2 protein-coding genes and 1 pseudogene are annotated in these 2,305 nt (G+C 35.7%); all 3 read left to right on the top strand.

All coding sequences use genetic code 11. The features are described from left to right. Positions 1–103: 103 nt before the first annotated feature. The 3 genes and pseudogenes from FD28_RS02640 (at position 104) to FD28_RS02630 (ending at position 2,206) form a co-directional block, all read left to right on the top strand. Positions 104–1,033: a replication initiation protein gene (locus tag FD28_RS02640; protein WP_034529708.1), complete on the top strand. Its 930-nt coding sequence runs from the start codon at positions 104–106 to the stop codon at positions 1,031–1,033. Beyond that, positions 1,026–1,406, top strand: a pseudogene (locus FD28_RS02635) (DUF536 domain-containing protein); the annotation flags it as partial. The gene FD28_RS02640 and the pseudogene FD28_RS02635, both read left to right, overlap by 8 nt. 251 nt (positions 1,407–1,657) lie before the next feature. Further along, positions 1,658–2,206 carry a DUF536 domain-containing protein gene (locus FD28_RS02630; RefSeq protein WP_034529710.1) on the top strand — a complete coding sequence of 183 codons (549 nt, stop codon included), beginning with the start codon at positions 1,658–1,660 and terminating at the stop codon, positions 2,204–2,206. Positions 2,207–2,305: the final 99 nt, after the last annotated feature.

Here is a 2,305-nt window from a genome sequence, read left to right as displayed (position 1 = left end):
ATAGAGTTTTGTCTGTTTATAGATAGAGTTTTGTCTGTTTATAGATAGAGTTTTGTGGTATTGTATATTCATAAAAACGTGTTTATTAAAAGAGGTGCTTCATTTGAGTAATGAAATTGTTAAATATGATCCAGAATTAAATACAATCCCACTTCGAAAATTCACTCCTGTTGAAATGAATTTATTCTTCTCAATAGTTTCTAGAATGCGTGACAAAGGTGACGAAACTGTAAGGTTTTCATTTGATCAATTAAAAGAATTAAGTGCATATAAACCTACAGCAAATAACCGATTTATTGACGATATTGAAAGTACTTATCAAAAAATTTTAGGCTTACGCTTTGGAAGGCGTAGTAAAGATGGGCTGCATCGTGAATTTTTTGTTATGTTTACCGAATTTGAGATAAACGGCCATGCTGATGATCCTTATGTTGATATTAAAATTTACCCCAAAGCTATAAAATTATTGAATGAGCTGGAAAGTTGGGTTCGTTATGCTTTATCAGAATTCAGAGATTTAAAAAGCAGCTACGCAAAAACCATGTTCCGTTTACTAAAACAATTTAGGACTACTGGGTACGCTTACTTTTCAGTTGCGGACTTTAACGAGCTATTAGATGTCCCTAAAAGCTATAAAAGTAGCAATATAAATCAATCCGTTTTAAAACCCATCAAAGAGGAACTTACACCTCTTTTTAGAGGCCTAACTGTTCGAAAAAAATATGGTAAAGGCCGCGGGAAACCAGTGATTGGGTATTCCTTTACTTGGAAGTCTGAAAAGAAAGACGCTAATGACTTCTCACAAGGTCAAATTCAAGATGAACGTCAAAAACTCTTTAACATTCAGCATAATGGTGAATTAACAGAGCAGGAAAAATGGCGCGCCATTGACAAGGTTAAAGGGTTAACTTTAGGCTCTACTGAGAAGCAAGCATTGGCTGATAAACAGGCCGAGCACGATAAAAAAATAAGAGATCAAGCAAGACAAGAAGCACTTGCTGAACTCCGAAAGGGGTTTGGAAATCATGCCTAAAACTATTAGAGAACTTGCTGATGAATTAAAGGTCTCCAAACAAGCCATTCAATATCACTACCAAAGACTACCAGCAAAAAAGCAATAAAAAGATAGTCGGGGTGCAAACATGATTAGCACTACAGCTGAGATGATTATTAGAGACAAGATAGCAAAGCCTTTGGTCTCAAAGAGCCAACAAACAGGTAGGAAACAGATACCAAAGACTAGCAAAGAAAATAATGAGCTAATTGCTACTCTAAGAAGAGAAATAGAAGATTTAAAGTTTCAACGTGACAAACAGCTTGCTACCAAGGATCAGCAAATAAGTAGTAAAGACCGACAAATAGATCATCTAACAAAATTGATAGATCAGCAGCAACGATTACAGTTGACGCCTTATTTGGTGGTCATTCAACCAACTATAACCAACAGTCGGTGCCACTTATTCGCCCAGAAGAATTTGCTACCTTACAACAGCCAGTTTTATATGCCTACAAGCTAGGCGTTTCACAAGTTGATAAAGCTTTTTGGTTTAAAGATGCACGTATGAAAGCAATGGTAGAAAACTAAGGAGTTTAAATAAAAAACATCGTTGCGCACATTATTGTGGTAACATTGTTCGCAATGAAGGAGTAATTTAGCATGAAGCTTTATTCTATGAAGGATATTGCAGAGGAAATCGGCAAAGACAAATCCAATGTTTATCGTTATATAAAGAAAAACAATATTGCGCACACTGATGTAAAAGAACGTACATTATTGTTTAACGCAACGCAAAAAAACTCCATTGTAAAAGGCATGGCAAGCAATCCAAACAATGACGTTGCGCAACGGTCGCAACATGCCCAGCATAATGAATATCATAGCGAAACAGATAATAATACTGATCAAATTATTGCTGCTATGCAGGATAATATTAAGAATTTAAAAGAGCAAAATGCCTTGCTAGCTAAACAGTTGGAAAGCAAGGATAAACAACTTGATGAGGCACAAAAGCTAATTGATCAGCAACAACAGTTAAACCTATCAACACAGCGTCTTTTAACACAACAAAATGAGCCGCAGGAAGTTAAGCAACAAACACAAACTAAGCAAAAAAGTACTGCACAGGCACAACAGTCAGAAGAAAATAGTGATGATCAAAAAAAGGCTTCAAAGAAGGGGTTCTTTAAGCGCTTATTTGATAACTAAAGGTACATGTTCATATGACACACAACTATTTTGTTTTTAGATTTGGCAAATTACAAGTTTAATCCGAACAAGCCCGGAAACTTTCAATGGCAGTCTGTT

Source organism: Levilactobacillus hammesii DSM 16381, from assembly GCF_001434395.1.
Lineage (GTDB): Bacteria > Bacillota > Bacilli > Lactobacillales > Lactobacillaceae > Levilactobacillus > Levilactobacillus hammesii.
The sequence above is the reverse complement of the archived record's forward strand: the minus strand, read 5'-3'. Positions and strand labels throughout refer to the sequence as shown.

What these genes read in the sequence shown, in the direction of transcription:
- FD28_RS02630 (WP_034529710.1), top strand. Translation starts at nt 1,658, where the DNA reads ATGAAGCTTTATTCTATGAAGGATATTGCAGAGGAAATCGGCAAAGAC.